Source organism: Guptibacillus hwajinpoensis (assembly GCF_001039475.1).
Taxonomy (GTDB): domain Bacteria; phylum Bacillota; class Bacilli; order Bacillales; family Guptibacillaceae; genus Guptibacillus; species Guptibacillus hwajinpoensis.
In genome coordinates this window covers 1,152,981-1,175,906 of record NZ_LELK01000004.1, presented here as the reverse complement: position 1 = coordinate 1,175,906, position 22,926 = coordinate 1,152,981, and the positions used below count along the sequence as shown (strand labels likewise).

26 protein-coding genes and 1 other annotated feature are annotated in these 22,926 nt (G+C 39.8%); of the genes, 8 read left to right on the top strand and 18 right to left on the bottom strand.

Features of this window, described 5'->3' with window-relative positions; translation table 11 throughout:
- Positions 1-62 precede the first annotated feature (62 nt).
- From AB986_RS15880 to thpR, 3 genes are read right to left on the bottom strand one after another with little or no spacing between them, the layout of a single operon-like run.
- Positions 63-752, bottom strand: a complete 690-nt coding sequence (locus AB986_RS15880) for an LrgB family protein (RefSeq protein ID WP_048312260.1) — start codon at positions 750-752, stop codon at positions 63-65.
- A gap of 3 nt (positions 753-755) precedes the next feature.
- On the bottom strand, positions 756-1,127 hold the full coding sequence (locus AB986_RS15875; protein ID WP_048312258.1) for a CidA/LrgA family protein: 372 nt from the start codon (positions 1,125-1,127) through the stop codon (positions 756-758).
- A complete protein-coding gene (gene thpR / locus AB986_RS15870) occupies positions 1,108-1,656 on the bottom strand; it encodes an RNA 2',3'-cyclic phosphodiesterase (RefSeq protein WP_048312257.1) in 549 nt (182 codons plus the stop codon). The genes AB986_RS15875 and thpR overlap by 20 nt, the downstream gene beginning before the upstream one ends.
- 237 nt (positions 1,657-1,893) lie before the next feature.
- On the opposite strand from thpR, the gene cysK reads away from it, so the two are divergent.
- A complete protein-coding gene (gene cysK / locus AB986_RS15865) occupies positions 1,894-2,823 on the top strand; it encodes a cysteine synthase A (protein WP_048312256.1) in 930 nt (309 codons plus the stop codon).
- A 41-nt stretch (positions 2,824-2,864) separates the two neighbouring features.
- On the opposite strand, the gene pepV is transcribed toward cysK, so the two are convergent.
- Entirely contained in the window at positions 2,865-4,274 is a 1,410-nt protein-coding gene (gene pepV / locus AB986_RS15860) for a dipeptidase PepV (protein ID WP_048312254.1), read from the bottom strand.
- Positions 4,271-5,290, bottom strand: a complete 1,020-nt coding sequence (locus AB986_RS15855; RefSeq protein ID WP_048312252.1) for a potassium channel family protein — start codon at positions 5,288-5,290, stop codon at positions 4,271-4,273. The genes pepV and AB986_RS15855 overlap by 4 nt, the downstream gene beginning before the upstream one ends.
- 420 nt (positions 5,291-5,710) lie before the next feature.
- Between AB986_RS15855 and AB986_RS21865 the strand changes: the two genes are divergently transcribed.
- The gene (locus AB986_RS21865; protein WP_084006601.1) at positions 5,711-5,950 is read left to right on the top strand and encodes a DeoR family transcriptional regulator; all 240 of its coding nucleotides are present in this window, start codon (positions 5,711-5,713) and stop codon (positions 5,948-5,950) included.
- On the opposite strand, the gene AB986_RS22770 is transcribed toward AB986_RS21865, so the two are convergent.
- Entirely contained in the window at positions 5,922-6,221 is a 300-nt protein-coding gene (locus AB986_RS22770; RefSeq protein WP_236690411.1) for a hypothetical protein, read from the bottom strand. The genes AB986_RS21865 and AB986_RS22770 overlap by 29 nt on opposite strands.
- A 134-nt stretch (positions 6,222-6,355) precedes the next feature.
- The gene (locus AB986_RS15845) at positions 6,356-7,066 is read right to left on the bottom strand and encodes a Crp/Fnr family transcriptional regulator (protein ID WP_048312246.1); all 711 of its coding nucleotides are present in this window, start codon (positions 7,064-7,066) and stop codon (positions 6,356-6,358) included.
- Between the two features lie 164 nt (positions 7,067-7,230).
- Here AB986_RS15845 and AB986_RS15840 point away from each other — a divergent pair, with 164 nt between their 5' ends.
- Entirely contained in the window at positions 7,231-7,686 is a 456-nt protein-coding gene (locus tag AB986_RS15840) for a glycosyltransferase family protein (RefSeq protein WP_152671013.1), read from the top strand.
- A gap of 95 nt (positions 7,687-7,781) precedes the next feature.
- Here AB986_RS15840 and AB986_RS15835 read toward each other — a convergent pair whose 3' ends face one another.
- Positions 7,782-8,390 carry a PRC-barrel domain-containing protein gene (locus AB986_RS15835; protein WP_048312243.1) on the bottom strand — a complete coding sequence of 203 codons (609 nt, stop codon included), beginning with the start codon at positions 8,388-8,390 and terminating at the stop codon, positions 7,782-7,784.
- A 67-nt stretch (positions 8,391-8,457) separates the two neighbouring features.
- Complete coding sequence (locus AB986_RS15830) at positions 8,458-9,168, bottom strand: pseudouridine synthase (RefSeq protein ID WP_048312241.1); 711 nt, start codon at positions 9,166-9,168, stop codon at positions 8,458-8,460.
- Between the two features lie 115 nt (positions 9,169-9,283).
- Here AB986_RS15830 and AB986_RS15825 point away from each other — a divergent pair, with 115 nt between their 5' ends.
- Both AB986_RS15825 and AB986_RS15820 read left to right on the top strand, forming a co-directional pair.
- Entirely contained in the window at positions 9,284-9,709 is a 426-nt protein-coding gene (locus tag AB986_RS15825) for a DUF6884 domain-containing protein (protein WP_048312239.1), read from the top strand.
- A 75-nt stretch (positions 9,710-9,784) separates the two neighbouring features.
- A complete protein-coding gene (locus AB986_RS15820; RefSeq protein ID WP_048312238.1) occupies positions 9,785-10,045 on the top strand; it encodes a hypothetical protein in 261 nt (86 codons plus the stop codon).
- A gap of 52 nt (positions 10,046-10,097) precedes the next feature.
- Here AB986_RS15820 and AB986_RS15815 read toward each other — a convergent pair whose 3' ends face one another.
- Complete coding sequence (locus AB986_RS15815) at positions 10,098-11,735, bottom strand: putative polysaccharide biosynthesis protein (protein ID WP_048312236.1); 1,638 nt, start codon at positions 11,733-11,735, stop codon at positions 10,098-10,100.
- A gap of 195 nt (positions 11,736-11,930) precedes the next feature.
- Between AB986_RS15815 and AB986_RS15810 the strand changes: the two genes are divergently transcribed.
- Complete coding sequence (locus tag AB986_RS15810) at positions 11,931-13,190, top strand: BaiN/RdsA family NAD(P)/FAD-dependent oxidoreductase (RefSeq protein ID WP_048312234.1); 1,260 nt, start codon at positions 11,931-11,933, stop codon at positions 13,188-13,190.
- Positions 13,191-13,229: 39 nt separating this feature from the next.
- Here the strand turns inward: AB986_RS15810 and AB986_RS15805 are convergent, their stop codons facing one another.
- The 6 genes from AB986_RS15805 to AB986_RS15780 form a co-directional block, all read right to left on the bottom strand.
- Complete coding sequence (locus AB986_RS15805; protein ID WP_394176215.1) at positions 13,230-14,468, bottom strand: DEAD/DEAH box helicase; 1,239 nt, start codon at positions 14,466-14,468, stop codon at positions 13,230-13,232.
- 353 nt (positions 14,469-14,821) lie between these two features.
- Positions 14,822-15,442 carry a lytic transglycosylase domain-containing protein gene (locus tag AB986_RS15800; protein WP_048312231.1) on the bottom strand — a complete coding sequence of 207 codons (621 nt, stop codon included), beginning with the start codon at positions 15,440-15,442 and terminating at the stop codon, positions 14,822-14,824.
- A 189-nt stretch (positions 15,443-15,631) separates the two neighbouring features.
- A complete protein-coding gene (locus AB986_RS15795) occupies positions 15,632-15,976 on the bottom strand; it encodes a rhodanese-like domain-containing protein (RefSeq protein WP_048312230.1) in 345 nt (114 codons plus the stop codon).
- A gap of 26 nt (positions 15,977-16,002) precedes the next feature.
- The gene (locus tag AB986_RS15790; RefSeq protein WP_048312229.1) at positions 16,003-16,311 is read right to left on the bottom strand and encodes a rhodanese-like domain-containing protein; all 309 of its coding nucleotides are present in this window, start codon (positions 16,309-16,311) and stop codon (positions 16,003-16,005) included.
- A 199-nt stretch (positions 16,312-16,510) separates the two neighbouring features.
- Entirely contained in the window at positions 16,511-18,925 is a 2,415-nt protein-coding gene (gene leuS / locus AB986_RS15785) for a leucine--tRNA ligase (RefSeq protein ID WP_048312228.1), read from the bottom strand.
- A 138-nt stretch (positions 18,926-19,063) separates the two neighbouring features.
- Positions 19,064-19,293: a binding site (T-box leader), on the bottom strand.
- A gap of 239 nt (positions 19,294-19,532) precedes the next feature.
- A complete protein-coding gene (locus AB986_RS15780) occupies positions 19,533-19,745 on the bottom strand; it encodes a hypothetical protein (RefSeq protein ID WP_048312227.1) in 213 nt (70 codons plus the stop codon).
- 144 nt (positions 19,746-19,889) lie between these two features.
- Here AB986_RS15780 and mnmL point away from each other — a divergent pair, with 144 nt between their 5' ends.
- Together mnmL and mnmM are read left to right on the top strand one after the other, a co-directional pair.
- On the top strand, positions 19,890-20,864 hold the full coding sequence (mnmL, locus tag AB986_RS15775; RefSeq protein ID WP_048312226.1) for a tRNA modification radical SAM protein MnmL/YtqA: 975 nt from the start codon (positions 19,890-19,892) through the stop codon (positions 20,862-20,864).
- The gene (gene mnmM, locus AB986_RS15770) at positions 20,861-21,433 is read left to right on the top strand and encodes a tRNA 5-(aminomethyl)-2-thiouridylate-methyltransferase MnmM (RefSeq protein ID WP_048312224.1); all 573 of its coding nucleotides are present in this window, start codon (positions 20,861-20,863) and stop codon (positions 21,431-21,433) included. The genes mnmL and mnmM overlap by 4 nt, the downstream gene beginning before the upstream one ends.
- Before the next feature lie 33 nt (positions 21,434-21,466).
- On the opposite strand, the gene AB986_RS15765 is transcribed toward mnmM, so the two are convergent.
- Positions 21,467-21,772, bottom strand: a complete 306-nt coding sequence (locus tag AB986_RS15765) for a hypothetical protein (protein WP_048312222.1) — start codon at positions 21,770-21,772, stop codon at positions 21,467-21,469.
- 66 nt (positions 21,773-21,838) lie between these two features.
- On the bottom strand, positions 21,839-22,909 hold the full coding sequence (locus AB986_RS15760) for a tetraprenyl-beta-curcumene synthase family protein (protein WP_048312936.1): 1,071 nt from the start codon (positions 22,907-22,909) through the stop codon (positions 21,839-21,841).
- Positions 22,910-22,926 lie beyond the last annotated feature (17 nt).

Sequence of the window (22,926 nt, the reverse complement as noted above, 5' to 3'; positions counted from 1 at the left end):
CCTTTTTCTGTATCTATCTTATTTAACAAAGCCATTTTTGACATCTTGTCTTTTCAGTAAAATTAAGAAATCCACGTTAATATAATCGGTCCTAGGACAGATACACAAAGTGCGCACAAGCCTAATCCAACGGAACTTACAGCGGCTTCTTCCTCACCGTATTCAAGTGCTTTTGCTGTACCAATCGCATGCGATGCTCCACCTAACGCCATACCAATTCCAAGGAAGTTAGATATCCCAATAATATTAAACAACCACGGTCCGGTTACAGCGCCACCTATTCCCGCAATCATAACAAAAATAACTGCGATCGCTGGTTCTCCACCCGTCATACGTGCAACCTCCATGGCAACGGGAGTGGTGACATTTTTTGAAATAATAGTTGATGTAATCAATTCATTATACCCACTCATTAACGCAAGCCAATAACCGGTTAAAATACCTAGTATGCTTGAAGTTAGCACAGTTGCCAGAATCTCGACCTTGTATTTACTTATTAACTTGCGCTGTTGATAAAGCGGAAAAGCTAGGGCGACGATAGCTGGACCAAGCAAAGCATCAATCCATTGACCGCCACTGAAATAAACATCATAGCTTAGGTCGAACGATGTTAAGATAAAAACAAGGAAAACGGTACAAGTGAGCACTGGAATCATAAATGGATATGGCAGTAGCTGATAAAGCCTTCTGAAAATAACATACAAAATAAGTGTTAATAAGAACCAAAATAACATATGAAAAACAACCAACATTCTCTACTCCTTTCGATTCGCAAGAAATTGTCCAAGCAATCCCGTTATTCCCATTACAATCCAAGTACTTAGGAGAACAATCGGGACCAATAGAAGACTTTTTCCGCTAAAGAAGTCGAGATGCTGCATTATGCCAACAGTTACTGGTATAAAAAGCAAAGGCAGATGGTTCAATAAAGTCGAAGCTCCCTTTGCTATCCAGCTAATCGGCATCCATTTCAAATAAAGCATAATAAGTAGAAGTAGCATCCCAACAACACTTCCTGGAACCGGAAGTGCAAATACGTATTGAAGATAAACTCCTGCCAAATAAAAGCCAAACAGAAGGCCGATCTGTATGGTCGTAATGAGAACGTTATAGCTTATTAAACGCATACGTTCTAACAACTTGATATCTTGGTTTCTCTGTGGGAGCTACCTTGTAGAGGTTTAAACAAGATACTTCCTGACTATCACAGATAAGTGTTGGCCAATCAGGTGTTATCTCTTTGTTTGAATCTCGCCATTTTTTTGCTAATGTAATATGCGGTCGATACTCTCTTTGATCAACAATAAAGCCTGATTTCGAACAAGCATGAACAACAGCACGATGAAGTTTGTCCAACCATGCATTTATTTGAACACTTGCATAAAGTACGCGAGGCTTCTTCTCTCGACCAAAAGCAGCTATTCGTTCAGCTTTTAGTTCAAACGGCGGAAATGTCGTTACCACATCACTCAACTGCTCATGAAGAGAAGAGAGTTGCTCTTCAGAAGCATCCCCTAGAAACGCTAAGGTAACATGATAATCTTCAGGATAAACAATATGCTTAAATAAATCTAAATCAATCTCACGGCTAACTTGCTCTAGCATTTGCCTTAGTTCGGGTTGGATGGGGAGCGCAAAGAAATAATGAGTACCCAAGAACGTTCACTCCTTCTATCCTAGTTCTATTCTATCAAAAATCTGAATTCTCTTTCACTTTTTTATTCATAAGCGCCATTTTATTCAGTTTGCTCATGTTTTGCTATAATGGGGAACAGTAATAGGAGTATGATTTAAACCTAACCAGACTTCTACAAGTGAAAGTGACTACTTTCTCTACTTTAACCATTTCATTCAGAAACTTAACCTTAATTTATATGAAAAGGATGTGCTTATATGATCTATGAAAATATGGCTGATCTCATCGGCGACACACCACTGCTTAAATTAAACCGGGTTCCAAATCCAGATGGTGCAAAAATTTATGCTAAGCTAGAATACTTTAACCCTAGCAGGAGCGTAAAAGATCGTGCAGCTTACAATATGATTGTAAAAGCTGAAGAGGACGGCCTTCTAAAAGCAGGTTCAACCATAATTGAACCAACTTCAGGTAACACCGGTATAGGTCTTGCAATGAACGCTGCCGCAAAAGGCTATCCAGCTATCATTGTCATGCCTGATAACGCAACCGAAGAACGAATTAAACTACTTAAAGCATACGGTGCAAAAGTCGTTCTCACGCCTTCATCAGAAAAAATGCCTGGCGCAATCAACAAGGCGAAGGAAATTGCTGAGACAATTGAAGGTAGCTTTATACCGATGCAATTCGAGAATGCTGCTAACCCTGATGCACATCGCACAACAACTGCACTTGAAATCATTGAAGGAATGAAACAACTTGGCGTTACGCCAGCTGCTTTTGTTTGTACAGCTGGAACAGGCGGAACAGTTACTGGAACTGGAGAAGTATTGAAAGAACACTACCCTGACTTAACAGTTCACGTTGTTGAGCCACAAGGATCTCCTGTACTATCAGGTGGCAAACCAGGTAAGCACAAATTAGTTGGAACAAGCCCTGGCTTCATTCCTGACATTCTTAACACTTCTATTTACGATGAAATTATCCAAATCACTGATGAACAGGCGTACGACGTAACTCGCAAACTCGCTCGAGAAGAAGGATTGCTCGTTGGACCGTCTTCCGGGGCTGCTGTATACGCTGCTATGCAAGTTGCAGGTCGGCTTTCACCTGATCAAGTTGTCGTTACAATGACGTGTGATTCTGGAGAACGGTACCTGTCAAGCGACTTATTTAGTTCATTATAATTTCTAGCGCCATGCCGAGGTTCGGCATGGCGCTTTCTTTATTATTTAGCAAGCTCATAGATAGCTTCTGCATAGATAGCAGCAGCCTTAAGTAAATCGTCCATTTCGACATACTCATCTTTTTGATGAGCGAGCTGTGGTTTCCCTTTAAACAGTGCTCCAAAAGCAACTCCCGCTTCAAGAGAGCGCGCGTACGTGCCTCCGCCAATGGATAGTAGATCTGCTTTCTCTCCCATTTGCTTTTCATACACTTGTTGAAGCTTTTGGATGAGCTGGTGATCTTTTGGCACGTGATGTGGTGTCATATGGTCAAGAACATTCATGGTCAAAGCTAATGGATCTGTTACCTTTTCGAATAATTTCTGAACGTCCTCGAATTGACATGTAACAGGATAGCGAAGATTTATTCCGATCTGACCACCCTCACTGTAGCGATAGGTGAACGTACCTGCATTCATTGTAAGAGGTCCTGTGATCTCGTCTTCGAATGAAACGCCTAATCGTTCACCTCTACTGTCATCAACAAGCCATGTTGTTATAAACTCGATATAAGCTTTTCCATTTTGATCAAGTTCCTGACTTTCTAAGAATTGCGCCAGTCGAAACGCGGCATTAATTCCTTCTTCTGGAGCAGAACCATGAACAGATATGCCGTGCACTTCAAGTGAAAGCTCTGTTTCAACAGATGCCTGTCCTTCCAAGTCATGTTGTGCAAGGAATTGTTCAAAACTCTGCTTCATTTGAAATAAAGTGTTTTCATCACTCTTACATACTGCCTTCGCATAATCAGGCACCATATTAAGGCGTTGTCCTGAATGAAAAGAAGAAAGAATGATATCTTTTTCATCTCCTTCATTTACTGGGAAAATCCATTCAAAATCAGCAATCCCTTTTTCAGCATGAATGATTGGAAACACTGCATCAGGAGCAAATCCCATCGAAGGCATCTCTTCATGTTTGAAGTAAGTATCAACACATCGCCAAGAGCTTTCTTCATCTGTTCCAATAATCATACGAACACGTTTTGATAGTGAAGGATATAGTTCTTTAACAATGTTCATTGCCCAATAAGAAGCGATTGTTGGTCCTTTATCATCGATTGCACCTCTAGCGAATAGCTTGCCGTCTCTCAAATCTGGTTCAAAAGCAGGTGTTGTCCAGCCATTTCCTGCTGGGACTACATCGACATGACACAATATACCGATAAGTTCTTCTCCTTGGCCAAATTCAAGATGTCCTGAAACGTGCTTAACGTCTTTTGTTCGGTAACCGTCTCGATCTCCTAGCGCAAGCATGTAATCAAGAGCTTCACGTACCCCTGTACCAAAAGGCGCCTGATCACTTGCATTCTCTTCATCTAGAACACTTTCAATCTTTAATAATCCCCTTAAATCATTCAACAGATCATCTTTTCTTTTCAGGACTTCTTCATGCCAGTTTACTTCACTCATCCAGCCCATTCCTTTCCTTTTAACTTCTCATATACAGCTTTATCACATATGACAAGTAACTTTGCCTCTTCCGAAATAGGTTCATCAAGTCTTCGGTTGATGTCCATTCTGTTTCCATCAGCAATTAAGGTTGCTCCCTCTTGTAACAATGCATCAAACGCTTCACGATATGTATGCCAATTCGCATGAACGAAAATTTCGTATAAATTGTCTCCATGCCCTCTGCTTAATAACTGCGAATAAATTCCCGCGATCCCTTTTGTGAAAGCGGATCTAACGGCCATTCGTGATACTGCTTCATGTGACAGGACAAACTCGTCAACTTGAACATGAGTAAAGTTTTTAATGTGCTCTTCCTTCTTTATTTCAACTGTTGTATGAATATCAGTTGACATTCGTTCAATAGAACTTGCAATAATTAATGACTTGCCGTCCGCTAATAGCGAATCATGAATCGTATCGTCAGAAAAAACAAGAACTGCTTTGGCATTTGTGATATCTGCATTACGAAGGACTTCCTCTTCTGCTGCATCGCCTTGAATATAGTGAATATATTCCTCAATAACTGGAGCTTTAGGTAGTTTATCAATAATCACGATTTCACATTTTTCGGATTCAATAATTTCAGCTACTGCGTAAGATGCTTTTTGAGACCACCCAATGATGACAATGTGATTCTGGCCCTGATATGGCAACTTCCCTTCCTCCCTTCGCTTTTTCAATTCTGCAAATCCATCCACAAACTTTCCGATCACAACCCCAATTAATCCAATCCCAATGATATAGAGAAACATTGCATAAATTCTCCCGCCTACTGAAACAGGATAATAATCTCCATACCCTACAGTTGTCACCGTTGTCATAACCCACCATACTGCTTCAAATAAAGTAGGAAATGTTTCAGGCTCTATGACTCGCATAATGACTGCACTTACTCCAACGAGTACTAACGACGCATAGAATATAAATGCGGTGTTCATTTTTACAGCCTTTTTAATAAACATCCTCAAAAACATCCTTTGCCCTCCCTTCTCCATACTGTTTCTACAGTTAAGAATAGCAAATGATGGTTTCAGAAGGAAGAAGAACCCAATTGAAATGAATTTTTTTGCCGAAGTTACTGAATTATTGTAAAATATATTTTAACGAAGGGGGTGTAAATTGTTTCGAAACAGGGAATTGGCAAAACAGTGGATTGAAATCTATAATGCCGATCAATCGCTTATCTTATGAAAGTGGTATGACCCTATTCGTCATTACACCTTGTTGGGAACCCAACACATCTAGAAATCACTTCCAGTCATAATCGGAGCACTCAACCAACTAAACTTTCATGAATAAAACGAAGTAATCCTTAGAAAATTAAGTATATCTTTACGTTTCCTTCATATTGTTTTAATAGTCAGAATTTATTCTAGGGGTAAGGCATTGATTACATGTTAGGGAGTGGTTCTTTGAGTATTACTTCAACTGATCGTATGATGACCCGTATCAAGTCTATCTACCTATTTATTAGCAAGCATGGTACTGTCAGCACAAATGAGTTAGTTGAAGAGTTTGGGATTACCCAGCGAACTGTTCAAAGAGATTTAAACGTACTGGCCTATAACGAATTAGTCAAAAGCCCAAACAGAGGAATCTGGACGACTACAAGCAAGAGAGTAAAAGTTGGATAAAAAGTAAAAAACGGCTTTTCGTCATGGTTATTCTGACGAAAGCCATTGTTTTTGCTATTATTTGTAGCTTGAAGAAGGATAGAAAGAACCCGGTGCTAGCACCGGGCTTTTCTTTTTCATTGAATTTAGAACGATGAAGAGAATCAACCAAGCCTTTTGATGAATATGCACGTCCCCTCTTGTTAGTGCCTTGAAACAAACAACCCACACTTAACAAGAATAAAGCTATAACCCACCAATCATAAAGACTGAGAGAATGGTCTAGCTTCATTTCTCTCCCCTTCATATCAGTTCTATCCTTAGTTCAAATAATAAGGATAACTTCAACTGTGATTTCCATGACTATGTAACAAACGAAATTTAGTACACAAAAAAGAATAGAGAAGATTAGAACCCTCTCTATTCTCACAACCGGCATATGCTTTTAGGACAGCCTTCACAATGACAAATATCTTTTAGTTGATCCATATCATTTATCGTAATAATTCCACATTCATATCCAATAATATTGTCTTTTTTCATTTGGTTTAACATTCTATTAACCGTCTCTCTAGTCGAACCAATAAGATCTGCTATTTCTGAATTTGTAAATTTATTAGAAATGCGAATGGAATCTCCGTCACTAACACCAAACGTGTTAGACATTCTAATCAATGTAGAAGCAAGTGCACCATGTTTCCCAAAAAACAATAGATCACGAAGCTTTGTTTGCAAGAACCGTTGCATATATCCGAGCCATTTCATAAAATCAATCGCCAAATCACCATTTTGCCACAACAATGTCTCTAGATCCTTTTGTTGAATAACTCCTAAGGTACAATCACTCATTGCTTCAGCACTGTAACTATTCGTTGTGTTAATGTTATCTCTCAAATCACCAAAAAGATCTCTAGGTTGAAAGTAATACAATACAAGGTCTTTTCCATCGTCCGAACTTTTCGTAAGCTTTACTGAACCTTGTTTTAAATAATAGAGATACTCGCAACCTTCACCTTCCCAGTAAATCTTCTCTCCTTTAGAGACATGGCGTTCATACATAACACCTTTTAGTTTAGAGAAATTATTCTTATCAAAGGACTGTGTGTTATATCCAGTTGTGCTTAAAGGGCACTCCATTATATTAACTCCCTTCGATCCATCGAATCATTAAAAATAGTATAACAGATGATGTAGTAGTAGGGTGTGATAAATATCACACTTCAGTAAGTGTGACTAAGTACACATATTAATACCCCATCAAAATGTATCATTAGAGAAAAATACCGATGGGAAGTGAGAACATGGTTACAGGGATTTTAATATTCAATACCTATAGTGAAGACTTTTTCTCAGCTGATCGTTACGTAGCTAAATTAAATCAAAAACTCAAATTTATTAAAGCTTATTCAGAAGAAGTTATTATCGTATCTAATGTTCCAGAACTTCTTTTACCTCATACACCGCGTAATATTCGAATTATAACAGAATATTATAAAGGCAAGGGAGTTATAGGGCGCCTTCATGCAGGGTTATCACTCTCTAGCTACCCTACGAACATCGTTATTCATTTTGACACCCTTCCAGATGATATAAATTTACCTCATGTCCTAAATCGTTTTTATCTAACTAAGTCTGACTTAATTCTTTTTGATCCTTCTTATTTGAATGGCATCTACAGAAAATCGATTGTACCATTACTAGCACACGCCCTCGAACAGGAAAGTTCAACACATAACGCGTTTGAAAAACTAAATTAGTTAGCACAGTTATAGGTGCCTAAAACAGAAATAACGTCATCCCTTTTTAAGAGGAATGACGTTATTTACTTACTTTGATGATTTCCTTACTATTTTCATTTCGAAATTTTTTCAACGTATTTATCAGGCACAATTACTTTTCCATGTTCGAACTGAATTGACTCGTTCAATTCAAGAAGAGGCTGATCGCTTTTCAGCAAATCAGTAAAGAGGCCCTCGGAAAGCTCAAGTCCTTCAACTAGACCATGCTGATTAATAACAACCTCTTTCACTTTACCTAGCTCTTTTCCTTCTTCCGTGAGAACCTCCGCTTTATTTAATGCTGCAAACGAGTTCTGATCAACAAGTATTGTAGATTGAACTTCCTTTTCAGTATCCATAAGTGAAAGGGAACCCTGCTCCCATGAAAGTGAATCGTAAGAAACGATCATGCTTCCATTCGCATCGTGCGCTTTACGATCATCATCTGTCACAGGGTAATTATCCGGTGTGAATTGTCCTCCTGAAGCTTCAATAGAATGCAGCATTTCACTTGAATAATGATCAGGAACTGCATCTTTATAATTAGAAGCTTCTCGCTTATTAACCTCTACATAAGTTACCTTACTTAACGTTTGATTGAAATAGACTTGATTAATACTTAACTCAGCTGTCGAGTCATTTGTAAGCTTATGACCTATTAATTCATTACCAACCTTAATCACGATTATCCTCTCCTCCGCAACTGTATAAGGTTGCTATTCCCTATGTCTGCGAAAAAGAAACGAATAATCATTTTTGTAACAAATTCACTTCTTCTACTGTTAACTCACGATACTCTCCAGGTTCTAAATCTTGATCAAGATGAAGATCGCCCATTTGAATACGCTGCAAGTAAGTGACTTTTTTATCAACCGCTTCAAACATCCGTTTTACCTGATGAAACTTGCCTTCATGAATCGTCAACTCAATTTCAGACTGATCATGATCATTTGCGTCTAGGATTGTTAATTCCCCTGGCTTTGTTACGTATCCATCATCAAGAGTGACACCTTTTTGGAAAGCTTGTACATCGTCCTCCGTGACGTGACCACTTATTCTTGCATAATACGTTTTGGGTACGTGATGCTTAGGTGAAGTTAGATGATGGGCAAGTTTCCCATCATTTGTGATTAAGAGTAATCCTTCAGTATCTTTATCAAGGCGCCCAACAGGGAAAGGTTCAAAAACTTGATCTTCAGGGATGAGGAGATCGATTACAGTCTCATCTTCATCTTCAGTTGCTGAAATAACTCCACCTGGTTTATTCATCATAAGATAGATAAACTCACGATATTCAACCGTTTCCTCGTGAACCGTAACATGATTCCCCTCTGGATCAACATGTTGTTTAGGGTCCTTCGTTACCTCTTCGTCTACACGGACAACACCTGTTTTCAGAAGCTTCTTCACTTCCTTTCTTGTTCCATATCCCATATTGGCAAGCATTTTATCTAAACGCATCTAATCGCTCCTTTACCATAATTCTTCCAAATTTTCTTTTATTTTAAAGCATAGTTTCAAGGAATCAAGGGTATGTAAATAACAGATGTCAAATTGCACGTTTGGAGTGAATTGAATGACTGTTAAGGTTGGACTTCTAGCAACTGCAAGAAAGAAAAGCCAAAAATCAGCACCTGTTATAGAATTCTATCAAAGTCCATTGTTTCAAAAGACACTTGAGTATGCTTCACACAACTATGATCGCATGTATTTCTATAATGCCAAAGACGGTCTACTATTACCAACCGATATAATGGATCCGTACGATGTTTCCATTAAAACATTTACACATCAACAACGAGAAGAGTGGGCTCAAAAAGTAATTGAGCAGTTCTCAACCTATGAAACCTCTACGAAAATAACAGTTTGTTTGCATGGTGGTTCTGTGTATCGTAAACACCTCGAGCCTCAACTGAACCGTTTCAACTACCATTACGAAGTCCCACTTAAAGGACTCGGCATCGGAGAACAGCTAAGCTGGTATCAGAGAAACTCAGTATAACACGGGCAAAAGCCCAGAAACACTGCCTAGCTTTTGCATACACTATCACGTACCTAATTAAAGGGGGAATCGTGTATGTATGATCGACAGCAAGGGCAAGGTTATCCTGGATATCCGGGAGGGTTTCCGGGTCAGCCAGGCGGATTCCCTGGTCAGCCGGGTGGATTTCCTGGTCAACCGGGTGGATTCCCTGGTCAACCAGGTGGATATCCTGGTTATCCTGGTAATATCGAGCAGCAATTAAGAGAGATCGAACGCCAACTTAGAAGGCAGAATAGAAGAATTAGACGTATTGAAAGACAGATCGGAATAAGGGAAGAAGAAAACGACTATTGAAAAAAGCAAAATTCTCTTCATTAAAAATGAAGGCCAACATGGCCTTCATTTTTTATCGTCGTTTTAAGAATGTGAACCGTTCACCGAGTATTAATCCTGCAAGGTTTGAACGATATGAAAGCCAGAGGTAAACAATCCCGCCAACCGTTAGTCCTACTAGCAGATTGATAACCGAGTAAAGCATGCTTCCACCTTCACTGTTAGAAAGGTAAAGGTCAGGGTACACCGATTCAAGTGGCAGGATAGCAGCTCTCGCAGTTACTGCCATAACTGTAACGAAAATCCCTATTAACAATAGTCTTCTAAAGAGAAACCCAAATTCATACTCCGTATATCGCTTAATGATCGTGATCGTAATCACGACTGATGTAAACAATCCGATATTCGTTGCAATGATTGCCCCTTTTCCCTCGAAGATCGTAACGAGTGGATACGTTAATCCTGCTTTAAAGGCAAGACCAGCAAGCAAGCTATATACAGCGAATTTTTGTTTGTTAATCCCCTGAAGAATAGCTGCCGTAACTGAGAAAAGGGCAAATAAAATTGCTGTTGGAGCGTACCACATTAACAATGAACTACCCACTTCTTGATTTACAGTAGGATAAAGCACACGGAAAACGGGCTCTGCTAGAATTGCAAGGCCAATCGCTGCAGGTACTGTTAGAAATAGTAGAATCTGAAACGTTTGGGTTAACTGATTCTGAAGTACACCTTCACGATTAGCTGTAAATGATTTTGTAATCGCAGGAATTATCGTCATAACGAGCGCCGTTGCAAGTGAAACTGGAATCATAATCAACTTGTGAGCAAGTCCAGTGATAATAGCAAACACTTCTTCATAAGATGGCTGACTATATCCTATACTCTTAAGTGCAGGATTAATAAGAAAAGTATCAACTTGAAGGTACAATGGAATCGCAAGACCAACAACTACGAATGGTAGAGCATACGTAATAATTTCTTTGTACATATCTTTCAATGACACGTCATGGTCTACTGTACTTTCAGCAAGCTGTCGATCAAGTTCAGGCTTACGCTTTCTGTAATACCAAAAAACCACCATTAAGCCGCCGACAGCACCTACGAATGCGCCAAACGTTGCATATGTTGCAGCAGTAGCTGCACTTCCGTCCATGAACTTAATGATAATAACGCTTGATGCAAGGATAAAGACGATACGGAAAACTTGTTCAATAACCTGAGAAACAGCAGTAGGCCCCATAGACTGAAGGCCCTGGAAAAATCCTCGTGTTAAACTCATAATTGGCACAATCAACAGCGCCATACTTACAACCCGAATAACAAGGGTCACATCCGCTATTGTGTTACCTTCTTTACCTTCATCAATAACAATCCTTGCAATTGGCTCCGCTAATAAGAACAGAACAAGGAATGCGACGAAACCAGTTAAAGCCATTAGCACTAGCCCAGATTTATATAATCGCCTTCCAGTCCTATAATCTCCGAGCGTATGGTATTTTGAAACAAACTTCGAAACAGCTAGCGGTATTCCAACTGTAGACAAGCTAAGCATAATTGTATAAGGGGTATACGCATACGTATATAATGCTACTCCTTGTGTTCCTACAAGAGCAGTAAAAGGGAACATGTAAATCATCCCGAGCACTCTTGAAAAAAGGGTGGCAGCTGTTAACAGCATCGTCCCTCTAATGACATTTGAATCAGACATTTCTCCATCTCCTACTTCTAACCATTCATCTAACTCTATTCGTCAACTATCAACATTTTTCAACAGTTCTTTAAAATACACTTCTTCATTTTAAGCTATTTGCCTAGTAACAACAAATATAAATTTCTGCGAAACTTTAATATGTAGTATTAAATATGGTATGTTTGTCTTTAGCAAAATGAGAGAGGTGTAAGCATGAAATACGATGTCATTGTGATTGGCGGGGGTCCGTCCGGACTCATGGCGTCAGTATCAGCCGCAGAGCACGGAGCGTCTGTGTTGCTCGTTGACAAAGGAAATAAACTTGGGCGTAAGCTAGCTATTTCTGGAGGTGGAAGATGCAACGTTACAAACCGCCTACCGCTAGATGAACTTATTAAATTCATCCCGGGTAACGGGAAGTTTCTATATAGTGCGTTTAACATCTTTAATAACGAAGATATCATTACATTCTTTGAAGATCTAGGCATTAGACTGAAAGAGGAAGATCACGGGAGAATGTTCCCGGTAACAGATGATGCCAAATCAGTTGTAAATGCACTTCTTGAGAAAGTACGCAAGCTGAATGTGACAATTAAAGTAAATACGCCTGTTGAGAAAGTTATTTATCGTAACGGAGCTGTTACAGGAGTAAGACTTCAATCAAAAGAAGAGATCGAGTCGTCGAATGTTGTCATTGCCGTTGGAGGAAAATCAGTTCCTCACACTGGGTCAACTGGAGATGGATATGCTTGGGCAGAAGAAGGCGGTCATACTATTACTGATCTTTATCCTACTGAAGTACCTCTCACATCCAGTGAGCCTTTTATTAAGGATAAGGAACTTCAGGGATTATCTCTTAGAGATGTCGCATTATCTGTTCTTAACCCTAAAGGTAAAGTGATTAAAACGCATCGATGGGATATGATTTTCACTCACATTGGCTTATCTGGACCTGCAGTCCTAAGATGTAGTCAGTATGTTGTTAAAGCGATGAAGAAGTTTAATGCGCAATATATTCCTCTTCAAATTGATTCCGTACCCGATCAAAACGAAGAAGAATTATATCGAGAACATATGAAGATCGCAAAAGAAGAGCCTAAAAAAGCAATTAAGAACATCTGGAAAAGTAAAGTTCCAGAGCGATATATGCTTTTCTTATTGAGCAAAGCAGAACTTTCTCCAGACACCACCTACGCTCACTTATCAAAAGAAAAAGTGCGAGAGTATGTCCGTCTGTTGAAACAATTCCAGATTGCAATTGACGGTACTCTTCCAATTGATAAGGCCTTTGTTACAGGAGGCGGCGTCTCTTTGAAAGAAATTCATCCAAAGGAAATGGGTTCTAAATTCACAGAAGGTCTCTATTTCTGTGGCGAAGTTCTCGACATCCACGGCTACACTGGCGGTTATAACATTACATCTGCTTTTGTAACAGGTTTTACAGCAGGAAAGAGTGCAGCAACAAGAGCATAATAAAAAGGAGGGGACTTTGTTCCCCTCCTTCATTTATTTCTATCGCTTATTTCGATTTCTTCCACCGCTTCGATTGTTAGATGAACCCGACCTACGATTAGGGCGATTGGTTCGACCTCTATGATCACTTCTCTCCTTATCCTGCTCTTCATGTGCAGGAAGTGCGCCTTCAACCGTTTTACGAGCTAGCTTCTTTCCGATCCCTTTTTCGATCATTTGAATAAAAGCCTGGTCTTTTGCTGCAATAAATGTGTATGATGCTCCATCTTCTCCAGCGCGGCCCGTCCGACCAATCCGATGAATATAGCTTTCAGTATCTTGTGGGATATCATAATTGAAAACATGTGTAACGCCCTCAATATCTAGCCCTCTCGCTGCTACATCCGTTGCTACAAGCAATTGAATTTTCGCATCGCGGAATCGTTTAATAACACTTTCACGCTTAGCTTGTGAAAGATCTCCGTGTAGCTCATCTGATAAGTACCCTTTTGATTTCAAATCTCCATTAAGCTTACTAACCCTGCGTTTTGTTCGACAGAAAATAATTCCTAGAAATGGACGCACTTCATCAATGGTTTCGGTAAGGGAAGGAAACTTTCTTCGATCTGTTGTCTCGATAACATATTGTTGAATTTCCTCAACCGTTTTTCCTTTTTCTTTCCCCTTAATAGTTTGCGGAGAGTTCATAAATCGCCTTGCAAGCTTTTTAATATCACTTGATAACGTGGCAGAAAAAAGAGCTGTTTGGCGATCGTCAGGCGTTTCACTTATAATATCTTCAACTTCTCTAAGGAAGCCTATATGCAACATTTGATCCGCTTCATCTAAGACAAGAAATGACGTGCGAGACAAATCAATCGTTTCTCTTCTAACATGATCAAGCAAGCGTCCAGGTGTGCCGACTACAATGTGGACTTGCTTGTTAAGACGCTTGATCTGTCTCTCTACGTCTTGTCCTCCATAAACTGCAAGAACATTAACATCCTCTCGTTCTTCAACAAGCTTCATTAGCTCAGTTGTAATTTGGATGGCTAACTCTCTTGTTGGTGTCACGATTAATGCCTGTACTTCTTCAGCTTCAGTATCTAATTTCTCCAATATTGGTAGTAGAAACGCAAACGTTTTACCAGTTCCTGTCTGCGCCTGCGCAATGACATCATGCCCTTGTAACATGACAGGAATCGTTTCTTTTTGTATGTCTGTTGGGGTCTGGATTCCTTGATCTTCTAATGGTTTAATAAGCTTAGAGTCTAAGCCTAACGTTTTAAATTCGTTCAAATTATTCACCTCATATATAGTATATCAATTGTCTCTATCTTCTCTCAGCTAATGTGAAATTTATTTAGTAGACATTGTAGCCTTACCCATAAAAGTAGTAGTTGATTTGCGCTCCAGGATGCTCGCTTTCCGCGGGGCGGGCGGTGAGCCTCCTCGGCGCGCTTGGGCACGCCTGTGGGGTCTCACCTGTCCCGCTAGTCCCGCAGGAGTCGAGCACCTTCCGCTCCAATCAACTTTGAAGTAGATATTAAACCACTTCTAGTAACACCAACCATTCATAAAAAATAACTAAAAAACAAAAAACTGTCTTCATTCGACTGCTGGAGAGCGGTCGTTTGAGACAGCTTTTCTCTTTATGCTAAATAATTACCCATCACTTTTGAAACATAATTCTGCGTTTCTTTAAAAGGTGGAATTCCTCCATAACGATCAACATTACCAGGACCTGCGTTATATGCTGCTAGAGCAAGCTCGGTGTTACCGTCGTATTTCTCAATCATCTGCTTAATGTATTTCACGCCACCTTCAATATTCTGCCCTGGATCAAATGGATCTTTTACCCCAAGATAAGATGCGGTGGCAGGCATTAGTTGCATTAATCCCATAGCGCCTGCTCCACTAACGCTATCTGATTTATAGCCGGATTCCTGTTTAATAATAGAATGAACTAATTTTGGATCAACGTTGTACTTGTCTGATAATTCTTCAATATATCCATCAATCTCAAGCGAAGAAGATGAGTATGAAGCGGAACGAGTATGTACAACTGGTGATGTATTTGTTTCATTTGTTGCATTTATAGGGGGAACAGTAACTGTCGACTGCTGCTGTTCGGAGTTTTGGTTCGAAAGAGCTGCTTCAAGCATGTCAGTAAAGGAAAAGGCTGATGACTGCTGACTAACCATTGTTTTACCTGGTTGCAGTTGGCGTAATGCCTGTAAGTCCATCATAGCTCGCATAAGTTCTGCCTTCATTTCAACACCTCAGTGTAGTCTTTTCCATCATTATATCAGATGAAGAACACAAACAAATGATTTTAAGTCAATATGCTTGGATAAAGAAGAAAAAAGTGCTATGATTTATTAATCTTATCAACTTACTTGGATTAAGGCTCCAGCAAAGCGCCTTTATGGATAACTCATTCCACAAGGCGCTCGTAACAATTAAGAGGTAACTGTCATGTAATAAATCTGTTGTTTGCGCTGCTTCATTAAGATCTTTACAGCAAGTCTTGCTGCCTTACGATCTTCTGCAAGTACAACGATATCTTTATCACAAACTTCTTTTTCTCTTGTTTGTCTTCCCAGGTAAGAAAGCGGGATATTTTTTGCTTTCTCATACGGCATTCTATGTGAAAGAATGTAATCTCTCACATCGATCAGACAGTATTTATCATCGTCAAACCGATCAAGGTTAATCGGCTTCATATAAGAATAAGGATAAACAACTTTCCATAAACCTAATATGAATGCTGCAAAAGCAGCTACAGCCGTTCCCACTATTGCCATTCGTTTTCTCTCCTTTTCAGGAAGGGCTACTTAACCTTACCCTCCCATTTCATCATACCGCCAACCATGTTCTTCACTTCATATCCAGCTTCTTGCAGATATTCACAAGCACGTTCACTGCGTCGACCAGATCGACAAATCATAATATGCTCTTCATCTTTGTTTATTTCGTCAAGACGTTCCGGAAGTGTACCAAGACGAATGTGAGTCGCTTCAGGAATAATACCTTCTTCCACTTCTTCATCCTCACGTACATCAATTAATGAAACATTTTTACCTTGATTTAATAGCGCTTGAACCTCTTCAGGTGTTACTGTCTTAATTTCATTACTCATAGAAAAACATACCCCTTTCGATACATATCATATGATTTTTCATTATTATTTACTTCAACAAAATCAATCGTACATGATTCGTACTTTCAATACAAGAAATCTAACTTACGTATAGTAGTATTCTTTCCCACTTCGGGTGGTTATTCAACCTTCCATTTTTAAAACCCCTCTTCTGCTAAAAAAGAAGAGGGGTTTCGGGTTAATTGGCAACTATATTAACAAGTTTTCCTGGAACAGCAATCACTTTACGAAGCGTCTTGCCGTCAAGTTGGCCTTTAATTTTCTCATGCTCTAGTGCAATTTCCTGCATTTCGTCACGAGATGCTTCAGCTGGAATAGAAATTTTTGCGCGAAGCTTGCCGTTAATTTGGACAACAATTTCAACTTCATCCTCGACTAACTTGCTTTCATCAAACATTGGCCAATTTGCATAAGCTAACGTTTCTTCGTGCCCTAGTGCACTCCAAAGCTCTTCAGCAAGGTGTGGAGCAATCGGTGAAAGTAGCTTAACAAAGCCTTCCATTAAGCTGACTGATACGGTTTCCTGCTTATACGCTTCATTAACGAAGACCATCATTTGAGAAACGGCCGTATTGAAACGTAAACCTTCCATATCTTCAGTAACTTTCTTCACAGTTTCGTGGTAAACACGTTCCATTTCTTCACTTGAATCCGTTTCAGAGAGTGATGACTTACTAATATCACCTTCACCAAACAATCGCCATACACGGTCAAGGAATCGACGAGCACCATCAAGTCCATTGTTAGACCATGCGATTGACCCTTCGAAAGGCCCCATAAACATTTCATAAAGACGAAGCGTGTCAGCTCCGTGACTTTCTACTATCTCATCAGGGTTTACAACATTACCTTTGGATTTACTCATTTTCTCATTGTTTTCTCCAAGAATCATCCCCTGATTACGAAGACGCTGGAAAGGCTCTTTCGTAGGTACAACGCCAATATCATAAAGAACTTTATGCCAGAAACGGGCATATAGCAAGTGAAGAACAGCATGCTCAGCTCCACCAATATACATATCTACTGGTAGCCATTCATCCAATTTCTTCGGATCAGCTAACATTTCATCGTTATCAGGATCAATGTAGCGAAGGTAATACCAGCAGCTACCAGCCCATTGCGGCATAGTATTTGTTTCACGACGACCTTTTTTACCTGTCTCTGGATCAACAACGTTCAACCAGTCCTCTATGTTAGCAAGTGGTGATTCACCAGTACCTGAAGGTTTAATCTCAGTTGTTTCAGGAAGTACAACTGGAAGCTGTTCTTCCGGTACTGCACTCATTGTGCCATCTTCCCAGTGGATGATTGGAATAGGCTCGCCCCAGTAACGTTGACGACTAAATAACCAGTCTCGTAGACGGTACGTCGTTTTTTTCTTACCTTTACCCTTTTCCTCTAGCCATTCGATACTCTTCGTAATGGCTTCTTCTTTCTCTAGATCGTTTAAGAAATCAGAATTAACATGCTTTCCATCTTCTGTATAAGCTTCATTCAATACATCTCCACCTGCTACAACTTCAATAATTGGCAAGTCAAACGTTGTCGCAAATTCATAATCACGCTCATCATGTGCAGGAACAGCCATAATGGCACCTGTTCCATATGTCATTAACACATAATCCGCCACCCAAATCGGAAGCTTCTCATTATTAATTGGGTTAATCGCATAAGCTCCTGTAAACTCACCAGTCTTTTCTTTCGACAATTCGGTGCGCTCAAGATCACTCTTAGTTTGCACTTTTGAACGGTAGCTATCTACTTTAGCTAGTTGCTCTTCAGTTGCAATCTGCTGCACAAGAGGATGTTCTGGTGCAAGTACCATATAGGTAGCACCAAATAATGTATCTGGGCGCGTTGTGAATACGTCGATGGATTCATCATGACCATCAATTTTGAATGTCACTTCTGCTCCTTCAGATTTACCGATCCAGTTACGCTGCATTTCTTTAATACTTTCTGACCAATCAAGCTCTTCAAGGTCTTCCAGTAAACGATCTGCATATTCTGTAATTTTAAGAACCCATTGTTTCATTGGTTTGCGTACGACAGGATGGCCACCACGTTCACTTAAACCATCAATGACTTCTTCGTTGGCAAGCACCGTCCCAAGAGCCGGACACCAGTTCACAGCAACTTCGTCTACATAAGCAAGTCCTTTTTCATATAGCTTTGTGAAAATCCACTGCGTCCACTTATAGTAGCTCGGATCAGTTGTGTTAACTTCTCGATCCCAGTCGTATGAGAAACCTAGTTCTTTAATTTGTCGACGGAATGTATCAATGTTTGTTTGTGTGAAATCTCTCGGGTTGTTTCCAGTATCTAGCGCATATTGTTCTGCGGGAAGCCCAAATGCATCCCAGCCGATTGGATGGAGCACATTATAGCCCTGCATTCGCTTCATACGGGACAGTATATCAGTCGCAGTATAGCCTTCAGGATGTCCTACATGAAGACCCGCTCCAGATGGATAGGGGAACATGTCGAGAATATATACTTTCTCTCCACTTGCGTCATGATCTGTTTTAAATGTTTTCTTTGTTTCCCAGTAGTGCTGCCACTTCTTCTCAATTGTTTTGTGATCAAATGCCATTGCTACTCTCTCCTTCCAGTCCTTAAAAAAATGACTATGTTAGCTCATATTATTGATTCATCGAATGAGCCGAAAATCAACACTGTTCATTAACATAGCCCAAAAAAACAAAAAAACCTCTCGTCCCCGTTGTTTATCAACAGGGACGAGAGGTTCTGAATCTAAAATTCATAATCACCCGCGGTACCACCCGGCTTAGTGCTAGAATCAGCACTCACTTCAAACCTTTAACGCAGGCATACGGGTAACCTTACTCCATTCAGGTTCCGATTCAAAGGCGAGTTCATAAAAGTTCTATGTTAACTTCCACCAACCGTTAACTCTCTAGTAATAGAATCTTTATTACTATTCCTTATCATAATCTTTGGTTTCGATAAATTACGTATATAATTTTCATTGTATGAAGACTTGTGAAGATTGTCAAGAACATTATCAGAATAGACGATGTTTTCGTTTTTTATACATGTGGCAGTGTTTCCTCAACTGTTGGATTTTCTCGTAATCCTTATCATAAAAAAGGGTGAAAAGCGATGCAATCAATACGACACCATAACTATTTATGACCTTGCGATGGTTCCAACAAAAAAAACGCACCAAGATCGGTGCGTTATCCTTCTCTATATTTCTTTTGACTAGCTGAATCATCTTTGGAATGAGGTTTGTCTTTTTCTTCTTTCTCTTCTTCCTTTAAATCTTCCAGTGGAATAGCATCAACATTCATTTCTGCATCATCACGATCGAGCTGATTCCTTTCTTCATCTGGAAGTTGCTCTGGATTATTTGTTTCTCCTTTTTTATGGCGCTTTTCATTACGTTCCATATGATCACCTCTTTCTACATGATACTTGCATGTACCACGAACCATTTATTCCTAAACTAAAGAATAGGCTATTGGAGGATTAACCTTGGAAGTGGTAAAGTGAAATTAGTCATTTAGGGTTTATAGCCCACGAGAGGAGTCATAATGGATCCACATCAACTAGATATACCAACTTATTTTGGTTCAGAAAAACGATACTATACACTTAATACCTTTCTTCAACATAAATTTGGACATCGCGTTATGAAAGTTCCGTTAGATGGAGGATTTGATTGTCCTAACCGAGATGGTAAGGTTGCACATGGTGGCTGTACTTTTTGCAGTGTCAGTGGCTCAGGTGATTTTGCGGGAGATCGACGAGAAGATCTTGCTACACAATTTCAGACAATCAAAAACAGGACAAGCGGGCGTAAATGGAAAGGCGCAAAATACCTTGGGTACTTTCAAGCATACACAAATACATATGCTCCTGTTGAAGAGTTGCGGAATAAGTTCGAAATCATATTAAAACAGGATGATGTTGTTGGACTTTCAATTGCTACAAGACCCGATTGCTTACCTGACGATGTTATCGATTACCTTGCCGAATTAAACGAACGAACATATCTTATCGTCGAACTAGGTCTACAAACGGTTCATGATCAAACAGGCGAATTAATCAATCGCGCACATGACTTTACTTGTTATGTTGAAGGTGTTGAAAAACTTCGTAAGCATAACATAACTGTTGTCTCACACATCATTAATGGACTGCCGGAGGAAACACCTCAAATGATGATGGAAACAGCACTAGCAGTAGCTAAGTTAGACGTACAGGGGATTAAGATCCATCTTCTTCATCTACTCAAAAAGACTGCGATGGTGAAGCAATATGAAAAAGGCAGACTCGAATTTCTTGATCAAGATACTTATGTAAATCTGGTAGTTGACCAACTAGAAATTCTTCCACCAAATATGGTTATTCATCGATTGACAGGAGATGGTCCAGCTGACTTACTCATCGGACCTATGTGGAGTATGAACAAATTCAGTGTCTTAAATGCAATCCAGACCGAGCTGATCAAACGAAACAGCTGGCAAGGTAAATTTTATTCATCAGAAAGGATTCATACAACATGACGCTAGAGCGAATATTACCTTTTACAAGAACACTTCTAAATGACGTTCTCACTGAAGGCGACGTCACCATTGACGGCACTTGTGGCAACGGCCATGATACGCTTTTTCTTGCTAAATCTGTTGGCAAAACGGGCAAAGTATACGGATTTGATATCCAAAAGGATGCTTTAGAGTCAACCTATCAACGGCTTTTGGATGCTGAACAAACGGCACAAGTTATACTAACCCACGCAAGTCATGCGACAGTAAAAGACGTAATGGACCCTGAGGATATCGGAAGGGTTTCAGCCGCTATCTTTAACCTTGGATACCTACCAGGTGGAGACAAGTCCATTGTGACGAAACCAGAAGAAACATTACAAGCAGTAACAGACATGCTAACTCTTCTTCGATCAGGTGGTTTACTCATCCTGGTCGTTTATCCGGGACATCCTGAAGGAAAAATCGAGAGTGAAATGGTTACCGACTTTGCATCAGATCTTTCGCAATCTGACTTTCAGGTTCTTAAATATCAGTTTATTAACCAAATCAATGAGCCACCTTATATTCTTGCTATCAGTAAGAAATAAAGCCAGTGCACCTGCACCGGCTTTTTTCTATGTTTACTCTAGAATTCCCATTGATTCGATGTGATCTCGCGTTCTCTTTGTTCCAAGGTCGTGAATAAGCTGATAAATTTGCTTCATATGATCATCATAATCATCGTTGTTTTTATCCTCATGGTAGCTCATTGCTGGTACGTGAGCGCGATAAAGAGAAAGCCGACTGTCTGTGTCAGTTATATCAAATAGCTCGCTTAACTTGAAAACATCTGCCTCATCCGCGTCTATTTCAAAATTATAGCTAGATGCTCCCTGTTCTTCTAATATTTCACCTGAGCTCACAGCGACGTAATAGCGCTTCTTCATATAAAGAACCCCTTTCAAAATCCTATAGGCTTCTTTTCTCACGAAACAGCATATTTTATACGTGGTTTATTGCGAAGCTTTGTGAAGCCTTCTATACACCCACCCATTAAAGTAGAAGAAGATGCTTGATCGGCCGCCTTTTCGAATAATCTTGCGGGCTAAAGAACGAACATCTTTTTGTTCTGTTACTTTTCGATCAGCAAGATATATGCCGAGCAATCCTTTGTTTATAAGACGGTGAAAGGAAGCGTGCGGCAGTCCTTCAACACTTCGATCAGCTTCTTTAATAAAGTGAGCAACACGGCGTGCTAGCTCATCATTATCTTTATAATAAAAACAGAAATTCAAATCTCCACCGACTCGATCTTCCTCCTGATCAATAAAGTAATCGAGCATAATGTGAAGGCCTTGTACCCAAGGGAAATAGCCATCTTTTATAACAGCTGTTCCACCTTTAGGAAGGTTGTTCCCAAGTGAATAAGAAACAAGACAGAAAATCCCTAGTGTTGACCCTGCACACGCTGAGAATTCATTCCAGGTCATATCAGGTAACTGTGGTTTATGTTGATCAAACCAGCTTTGTAATCTTGGGACTCTGTCTTCCTCAGTCACATGCTTATGTACTTGTAGGTCGCAATAGTAATGACAAAGTTCGAGTAATGGTGGTTGCACTTCTTCACGGTTAGGTAGTTGTCTGATAACATTTTGACACGTTTCTACGAGTGCTAGTAAATAACCCCCATCATCTTGTTCCTTTCTATATCGATAATAATTATTAGAAGCTTTAATTTCCGGGGAAAGTGCCTCGACCATTGATTCATGCAATGCACTGAAGTCTTGAGGATCTAATGAAGTACTACGATCACATAAGTTATCTAAGTAGTCGCTGATCGTTTGATAAGCTGCTACGAATTCAATCGATTTACCAATCTGATTTCCTGCAAGAAGACCATAAATCGCACCTCCTTCGCAGTGAAACGTCTTAGATTCAATACTCGCGAGAGCTTGCTTTCTTAATTCGGAATCAGGAATTTCCTGAGCTCTCCTTTTCCAGTGATCAAGCTCTTGATGAATTCTTGGTAATACGCGTTTGTATATACTGTACATTAACGTCCAGGGATGACTTGGTACTTTCAACCGATTCCACTCCTGTA

Coding starts and splice junctions, on each gene's coding strand:
- pepV (WP_048312254.1), bottom strand. CDS start 4,274: ATGAGTGAAGTAAACTGGCATGAAGAAGTCCTGAAAAGAAAAGATGAT.
- AB986_RS15810 (WP_048312234.1), top strand. CDS start 11,931: ATGAAATACGATGTCATTGTGATTGGCGGGGGTCCGTCCGGACTCATG.
- AB986_RS15790 (WP_048312229.1), bottom strand. CDS start 16,311: ATGAGTAATGAAATTAAGACAGTAACACCTGAAGAGGTTCAAGCGCTA.
- AB986_RS15840 (WP_152671013.1), top strand. CDS start 7,231: ATGGTTACAGGGATTTTAATATTCAATACCTATAGTGAAGACTTTTTC.
- AB986_RS15880 (WP_048312260.1), bottom strand. CDS start 752: ATGTTGGTTGTTTTTCATATGTTATTTTGGTTCTTATTAACACTTATT.
- AB986_RS15855 (WP_048312252.1), bottom strand. CDS start 5,290: ATGTTTTTGAGGATGTTTATTAAAAAGGCTGTAAAAATGAACACCGCA.
- AB986_RS15875 (WP_048312258.1), bottom strand. CDS start 1,127: ATGCGTTTAATAAGCTATAACGTTCTCATTACGACCATACAGATCGGC.
- mnmL (WP_048312226.1), top strand. CDS start 19,890: ATGGATCCACATCAACTAGATATACCAACTTATTTTGGTTCAGAAAAA.
- AB986_RS22770 (WP_236690411.1), bottom strand. CDS start 6,221: ATGAAGCTAGACCATTCTCTCAGTCTTTATGATTGGTGGGTTATAGCT.
- AB986_RS15815 (WP_048312236.1), bottom strand. CDS start 11,735: ATGTCTGATTCAAATGTCATTAGAGGGACGATGCTGTTAACAGCTGCC.
- AB986_RS15820 (WP_048312238.1), top strand. CDS start 9,785: ATGTATGATCGACAGCAAGGGCAAGGTTATCCTGGATATCCGGGAGGG.
- AB986_RS15845 (WP_048312246.1), bottom strand. CDS start 7,066: ATGGAGTGCCCTTTAAGCACAACTGGATATAACACACAGTCCTTTGAT.
- AB986_RS15800 (WP_048312231.1), bottom strand. CDS start 15,442: ATGAAGGCAGAACTTATGCGAGCTATGATGGACTTACAGGCATTACGC.
- AB986_RS15795 (WP_048312230.1), bottom strand. CDS start 15,976: ATGGCAATAGTGGGAACGGCTGTAGCTGCTTTTGCAGCATTCATATTA.
- AB986_RS15780 (WP_048312227.1), bottom strand. CDS start 19,745: ATGGAACGTAATGAAAAGCGCCATAAAAAAGGAGAAACAAATAATCCA.
- AB986_RS15825 (WP_048312239.1), top strand. CDS start 9,284: ATGACTGTTAAGGTTGGACTTCTAGCAACTGCAAGAAAGAAAAGCCAA.
- AB986_RS21865 (WP_084006601.1), top strand. CDS start 5,711: ATGTTAGGGAGTGGTTCTTTGAGTATTACTTCAACTGATCGTATGATG.
- AB986_RS15765 (WP_048312222.1), bottom strand. CDS start 21,772: ATGAAGAAGCGCTATTACGTCGCTGTGAGCTCAGGTGAAATATTAGAA.
- cysK (WP_048312256.1), top strand. CDS start 1,894: ATGATCTATGAAAATATGGCTGATCTCATCGGCGACACACCACTGCTT.
- mnmM (WP_048312224.1), top strand. CDS start 20,861: ATGACGCTAGAGCGAATATTACCTTTTACAAGAACACTTCTAAATGAC.
- leuS (WP_048312228.1), bottom strand. CDS start 18,925: ATGGCATTTGATCACAAAACAATTGAGAAGAAGTGGCAGCACTACTGG.
- AB986_RS15830 (WP_048312241.1), bottom strand. CDS start 9,168: ATGCGTTTAGATAAAATGCTTGCCAATATGGGATATGGAACAAGAAAG.